5 protein-coding genes are annotated in these 6692 nt (G+C 45.6%); all 5 read left to right on the forward strand.

Features of this window, described 5'->3' with window-relative positions; all coding sequences use genetic code 11:
• The first annotated feature begins 1 nt into the window (after window position 1).
• The 5 genes from LRR81_RS17780 (at window position 2) to LRR81_RS17800 (ending at window position 6433) form a co-directional block, all read left to right on the forward strand.
• Window positions 2–1024, forward strand: coding sequence for a LacI family DNA-binding transcriptional regulator (locus LRR81_RS17780; RefSeq protein WP_231790745.1), 1023 nt, complete (start codon window positions 2–4; stop codon window positions 1022–1024).
• Window positions 1025–1111: 87 nt separating this feature from the next.
• Window positions 1112–3202, forward strand: coding sequence for an amylo-alpha-1,6-glucosidase (locus tag LRR81_RS17785; RefSeq protein ID WP_231790746.1), 2091 nt, complete (start codon window positions 1112–1114; stop codon window positions 3200–3202).
• 57 nt (window positions 3203–3259) lie between these two features.
• Window positions 3260–4519: an ABC transporter substrate-binding protein gene (locus LRR81_RS17790; protein ID WP_231790747.1), complete on the forward strand. Its 1260-nt coding sequence runs from the start codon at window positions 3260–3262 to the stop codon at window positions 4517–4519.
• Between the two features lie 174 nt (window positions 4520–4693).
• Window positions 4694–5596: a carbohydrate ABC transporter permease gene (locus LRR81_RS17795; RefSeq protein ID WP_231790748.1), complete on the forward strand. Its 903-nt coding sequence runs from the start codon at window positions 4694–4696 to the stop codon at window positions 5594–5596.
• Window positions 5597–5608: 12 nt separating this feature from the next.
• The gene (locus tag LRR81_RS17800; RefSeq protein WP_231790749.1) at window positions 5609–6433 is read left to right on the forward strand and encodes a carbohydrate ABC transporter permease; all 825 of its coding nucleotides are present in this window, start codon (window positions 5609–5611) and stop codon (window positions 6431–6433) included.
• Window positions 6434–6692: the final 259 nt, after the last annotated feature.

Raw genomic sequence — 6692 nt, forward strand, 5'->3', positions numbered from 1 at the left:
AATGACAACAATCAAAGATATTGCAAAGGCAGCAGGAGTGTCTGTCACTACGGTTTCAAGGGCTCTTAACGGTTATTCGGATGTGAATGAGAAGACCCGCAAGCGAATTGTTGAGGTTGCGAAGGAAATGGAATACAGTCCGAACATCCTGGCCAGGGGTCTTGTGATGAATAAGTCAAAGACAATCGGGCTGCTTGTTTCAGGCTTCAGTAAAGAGAGCATTAAGGATAATTTTACGTTTGAGGTGCTTTCCGGGATCAACCAGTTTGCGGCAGGAACGGATTATGATCTTGTGCTGTTTAATACGAATTCCATTAAGCAGCGGGAGAAAACCTATGCACAGCTGTGCCGGGAACGGCGGGTTGATGGGGCGATTATGCAGGGAATCAAGACAGATGACCCTTATTTGCAGGAAGTTGTCGACAGCAATATTCCTTGTGTATTGGTGGATATTCCAATTCAGACGGAGAATGTTGGGTTTGTGACAACAGATAACGTTCTTGGAGCTTCTAAAGCAGCTCAGTACTTAATTGATTTAGGTCACGAGCGCATTGCGATGGTGAACGGTCATAATTATGCCTATGTCAGCCAGGAGCGTCTTGAAGGATTTAAGAAGACACTGGAGGCAGCCAATCTTCCGTACAGAGAAGAATGGACAGTGAATGGGTACTTTACGGAAGCGGACGCAGAAAGCGCAGCGTATGCACTGCTTAAGAAAAATAAAGAGATAACTGCGATTTTTTGCGCCAGTGATTTGATGGCGCTCGGGGTGATTAAAGCTGCGGCAAGGCTTGGGATTTCTGTTCCTGAAGAGCTTTCCGTTATCGGCTACGATGATATTCTTCTTTCATCTTATGTAACGCCAAGTCTTACAACAGTTTCTCAGAATAAGCAAATGCTCGGTTATTCAGCAGCAGAGCTTTTAATCAGTATGCTTGAGGATGAAAAACCGTCCAGCCATATCATTCTTGAAACAGAACTTAAAATTCGGCAATCAACTGCAGCTTATAAAGACCACAGTTAGTGGTTTTTTCACAACAGAAAATCCGAAACGTTTCGGAAAAGCTTTCCATTTTTCCAAAACGTTTCGGATCCCAACAGGAGGACGACAATGGAATACCGCGTTATTAAGGAAAATGATTTGTTTTTACTTTCAGAAGAGAACGGGAGCATTCCTCAAGATCATCCGTACGGTCTTGGACTGTATACGAAGGACACTAGATATTTAAGCAAGCTGGAGCTCGGAATCAATGGCCGGGAACCAATTTTATTGCATTCTGACGGTTTAGAAAATCATGTTTCCAGAATTCTGATGACAAATCCGCATATGGAAAACGGAGATGAGCTTGAGCTTTGGCGGGAATCTGTTGAGATCGAACGCAAGCGGTTTATTTGTGAAGATGTGCTCTATGAAACCATCAGTCTGAAAAACTATTATCCTAAGCCTGTAAAGTTTTCAATCAATCTTCAGCTTGATGCCGATTTTGCAGACATGTTCATTGTCAGGGGCTTTATGAATGGAAAAATCGGGAGAAAGCTTCCGAATCAGAGTACGGATGAGGCACTTCTTTTCAGATATAAGGGAGCAGATGATATTCAGAGATCCACTAAAGTAACGTGGAGCAGAAAGCCTGATGCTCAAAATGAAAACGGTTTATTATCCTTTGATTTTGAGCTGGAGCATTTGCAGACAGATTCTGTAACAGTGATGATCCAGCCGCTTGAAGGGGAAGGCACTCATAAGGAGCCGATTTCGCCGAACGCCGCCCTTGAGAAGCTGACACAGTCTTACGGAGAGTGGACAGACAGCACAGCAAAGGCTGAGACGGATTACATACCGCTTCAAAGACTAATTGACAGGGGAATAGGCGATCTGCGGGTCTTGTTAACAGACATTGGCCACGGAAAGTTTCCTGTTGCAGGATTGCCATGGTTCGGAGTTCCGTTTGGCCGCGACAGCCTGATTGCAGCTCTGCAGATGCTTGCCTTCAATCCTGAAGTTGCGAAGGGCACGCTGAAAACAATGGCAAGCACGCAGGGGACAGAGGTCAACCCTTGGCGAGATGAACAGCCGGGGAAAATCATGCATGAACTGCGGTTTGGCGAGCTTGCGAACACGGATCAGATTCCGTTTACGCCCTATTACGGCACCATTGATGCCACACCGCTTTTCCTCGTGCTGCTGACACAGTATGTGAAGTGGACAGGAGATACAGAGATTTTCAAGGAGCTTGAAGGCAATGTAACAGCTGCCCTGAACTGGATTGATCAGTACGGCGACCGGGACGGCGATCTTTTTGTGGAATACCATCAGGAGTCTGAAAAAGGAATTGCTAACCAGGGATGGAAAGATTCCGGCGATTCCGTGGTGCACAGAAACGGGGAGTACGCCCATACTCCGATTGCGCTGGCAGAGGTGCAGGGCTATGTTTACCAGGCTAAAACAGGGATTGCTGAAATCTATGATTTCTTAGGAAAATCGGAAGCGGCTGAAACTTTGAGAAGCCAGGCGCAAAGATTGAAGGAGAAATTTGATAGAGCCTTCTGGATGGAGGAGCAGCAGTTTTACGCCATCGCGCTTGATGGAAACAAACAGCAGGTTGGCACACTTACTTCAAACCCCGGGCATGTTCTTTTTTCAGAAATGCTTGATGCGGAAAAAGCGAAAGCAGTAACAGAAGAGCTTGTTTCTGACAGAATGTTCTCAGGCTACGGCATCAGGACGATGGGCGCGGGGGAAGCAGGCTACAACCCGATGAGCTATCATGACGGCAGCATCTGGCCGCATGATAACAGCATGATTCTCCTCGGAATGAGCAAGCTTCATCAGCATGAGGCAGCAAAAAAGGTAATGGACGGCCTCATCCAGGCAGCGGCTTATTTTGAGTACGACCGCCTGCCAGAGCTGTTCTGCGGCTATCCGTCCTCACTTGGAAAGGCTGTAAAGTATCCGGTTGCCTGCTCTCCGCAAGCATGGGCAGCAGGAACGCCGCTGGTTTTTGTTCAGTCTCTCCTCGGATTGTTCCCGGACAGCCTAAAAAAAGAAATCACCTTGTCTCCTGTTCTGCTTGAAGGCATGAACTACTTGAAGGTGGAGGATATCAAGGCTGGAAATGGAACGTTCAGCGTTGAGGTGAAAAGAGTAAACGGCGAGGCGAAATTCGAAGTTTTGGAAAATACAACAGGGTTTGAAATCCGTTAGGGGAAAAGGGAGTTCTCTTCCTTACTATAAAAATAATAAATAAGGGGCTGTGTTTCAATGAATGCAAAAAAATGGCTTGCTGGTTTTGGTATTTCCGCAATGCTGCTCGGAACGGCGCTAACCGGCTGTTCTAACAGCGGCAAAGATGCTTCTGCACCTGCTAAAGGGGAAAAAGTGCAGATTACGCTTGCTGGCTGGGGATCTTCACCTGAAGAAACAAAACTGCTGGATGAGATTTTAAAAGACTTTGAATCATCCCATCCGAACATAGATGTAAAAAGAGAAACCATTGCTGACCAATATATGGACGTTATCAAAACAAGGCTAATTGGCGGCCAGGGACCGGATGTTTTTTATCTGGATGCATTTGAAGCTCCGGGTCTTATCCAAACTGGTGTTGTCGAGCCGCTCGACAGCTATATTAAGAAGGATTTTGATGTAGCTGATTTTGAAAAGCCAATGATCAAAGCATTCCAGAAGGACGGCAAGACATACGGTTTTCCGAAAGGCTACTCTACTCTTGCTATGTTCTATAACAAAAAAATGTTCAAAGATGCTGGGGTAGAAGTGCCGAAAACTTGGGAAGAGTTCCAGGCGGCTGCTAAAAAGCTGACAAAAGGAAAAGAAGTTTACGGATTCGGAGCTTCTCCTGAGCTTGCACGTCTTTACAATATCGGAGAGTCAAAAGGCGGAAAAGTTGCAACAGATAACAAAGCGACATTTGCTGACCCTAAAGTAGTTGCAGGCCTTCAGCCAGTTGTAGATATGCACAATAAAGACAAATCTGCAGCTGAACCGAAGGAAACAGGTGCCACATGGACTGGTGAAATGTTTGGCCAGGGCAAGGCTGCCATGGTGTTTGAAGGGAACTGGGCAATTCCTTATCTGAAATCTACCTTCCCGGATATTGACTATGGAACAGCTGAGCTTCCGACAATTGACGGCAAGAAAAGCACGATGGCTTATACCGTTTCTTACGTAATGAACGCAAGCTCTCAAAAGAAAGAAGCTTCTTGGGAACTGATCTCTTACCTGACTGGTAAAGAAGGAATGAAAAAGTGGACATCAAAAGGCTTTGAGCTTCCAACAAGAAAATCTGTTGCAACTGAGCTTGGCTATGATAAAGATGAACTTCGCGGACCGCTTGTAAAAGGTGCCCCATATGCGACAGTGTGGGCAGATGATACAAACCTTCCAATCATCTTTAATAACTTCAACAATCAGTTCATCAGTGCGTTCCTTGGTGAAAAACCGCTGGATCAGGCTCTAAAACAGGCACAGGATGCTGCAAATAAAGAAATCGACAACCAAAAGTAAAAATAGGAGGGCAGAAAAAGGAGAGAGATTCTCCTTTTTCTCCGCCTATTTTCGTCTTTGAGGTAAGGATTCAGTCATTCAGCCTCTTTACTTCAAAGAGGGGAATGGGATGGGACATCAGGAGGAACCTGGGGTGCAAAGAGCCCAGAGCTTAAGAAGCGAGGAGTGGATTTCATGAAGAACGGCGGTTTTTCAAAAGCGAAAGCAAGGGAAGCGGGTCAGGGTTATTTATTTATGACGCCGACTTTGCTCGTTATGCTTGTTTTTATTGCAGGGCCGATTATTTACGCCATTTATTTAGCTTTTCATAAGGTGCAGCTGCTTGGGGTAGGAAGCTCACAGTTTGTGGGGTTTGATAACTTTTCCAAAATCCTCAATGATGACAGGGCGAGGATTGCTCTATGGAATACGTTTAAGTACGTCATTATCGTAGTGCCTGCTCAGACCATCCTCGCGATGGTGCTTGCGGCTACGTTAAACGCAGGCATTAAGGGGCAAAAGTTTTTCAGAATCATCTACTTTTTGCCGACCCTAACGTCATCAGCTGTACTGACGCTGATTTTTATGTGGATGTACAATCAAAACGGGCTGATTAACAAGTTTTTGCAAATTTTCGGGATTCAGGGATACAACTGGATTGGTGATCCATCAATCGCACTGAACGCGATTATGATCATGAATATCTGGTCAACAGCTCCGTTTTATATGGTCATTTACCTTGCTGCTCTGCAGGATATTCCTGATTCTCTTTATGAAGCAGCAGAGCTTGACGGTGCGAATGTATTTAAAAAGTTCTGGTATGTAACGGTACCGCACCTCAGACCTGTAACATCCTTTGTTATCGTCATGGGCTTGATCGGAACCTTCCAGCTTTTCGACCAGTCATACATTTTCTCCGGCGGATCAGGCGGGCCGAACAACTCAACCTTAACCGTTGTGCTCTTAATCTATCAATATGCCTTTAAGACACTTGGAACAATGGGCTACGCAGCTGCATTAGCTTTTGCACTGGCCATCGTTATTCTTGCTGCCACATTGCTTCAGAGAAAATTCTCAAAAGAAGAATCACTTTACTAGGAGGGACAGAGAATGAAACGTTTTGGCTTAGGCAAAGTTTTGCTGTACTTACTGCTGACCATTTATGCGGTTATCACCCTGATCCCATTCCTGTGGGCGCTCGGTTCATCTTTTAAGACGCTTAGCGAGATTGCGAGCGGTGCGATTAACTTTTTTCCGAAAAACTTTACATTTGATAACTACAAGCAAATCTTCCTGGAGCAGAAGCTGTTCCCGCGCTGGTTTTTCAACAGTGTGTTTATAGCCGTTGTGGGGACGATCCTGAATTTATTGTTTAACAGTATGGCCGGTTATGCGCTTGCCCGTTTGAGCTTTCCTGGGAAAAAGCCGCTCTTTATCGCCATCCTTGCGGTTCTCATGATTCCGTCTCAGATTACGCTTATTCCGAACTACTTGATCCTGAAAGAATTCGGCTGGCTGAACACCTATCAGGGGATGATTGTTCCGGCTATGATCAACGCAACCTTCATCTTCATGATGAGGCAGTTCTTCATCAACTTTCCGAAAGAACTGGAAGAAGCAGCAGCCATTGACGGACTCACCCGCTTTGGCGTGTTCTTCAAAATTGTTCTGCCGCTCGCAAGGCCAGCCCTTGCTGCACAGGCAATTTTCGTTTTTATGGGCTTCTGGAACGACTTTATGAGACCGCTGATTCTCATGTCCGATCCAAGCATGTTTACCCTGCCGCTCGGACTGAACACATTCAAAGGCCAGTATATTTCCTATTGGAACTATATCATGGCCGCTTCCATGGTGTTCACGCTTCCAGTGCTGCTGATTTATGCCTTCTTTAACAGGTACTTTATTAAAGGAATTTCTTTCACAGGCGGAAAATGATAAAAGCCGGCCAGGTGCTATGCATCTGGCTGGCTTTTTTATTGGAAGTAATAGGATCGCTGGATAAGGTTCGTTGTAACCGGCATTTCGGGAAACTGGAGGTTACTATGAAGTGAATATAAGAGCCGGTTTTGGTGGATTGCAAATTGCGCTTAGGGGTTAGAGGCCGCGCATAAGAGACTGATCCTGCGCATAAAGGGCGGCTGCACCCGGGTCGAACCGTAAAACTGTACTGAAATTAACTGGATTTCAAAAAAAG

It is taken from the genome of Metabacillus kandeliae (genome assembly GCF_021166585.1).
In the GTDB taxonomy this organism is placed as follows: Bacteria; Bacillota; Bacilli; order Bacillales; family Bacillaceae; genus Metabacillus_B; species Metabacillus_B kandeliae.

Excerpts from the sequence above, each read along its gene's own strand:
- LRR81_RS17780 (WP_231790745.1), top strand. The coding sequence starts at position 2 with ATGACAACAATCAAAGATATTGCAAAGGCAGCAGGAGTGTCTGTCACT.
- LRR81_RS17785 (WP_231790746.1), top strand. The coding sequence starts at position 1,112 with ATGGAATACCGCGTTATTAAGGAAAATGATTTGTTTTTACTTTCAGAA.
- LRR81_RS17790 (WP_231790747.1), top strand. The coding sequence starts at position 3,260 with ATGAATGCAAAAAAATGGCTTGCTGGTTTTGGTATTTCCGCAATGCTG.
- LRR81_RS17795 (WP_231790748.1), top strand. The coding sequence starts at position 4,694 with ATGAAGAACGGCGGTTTTTCAAAAGCGAAAGCAAGGGAAGCGGGTCAG.
- LRR81_RS17800 (WP_231790749.1), top strand. The coding sequence starts at position 5,609 with ATGAAACGTTTTGGCTTAGGCAAAGTTTTGCTGTACTTACTGCTGACC.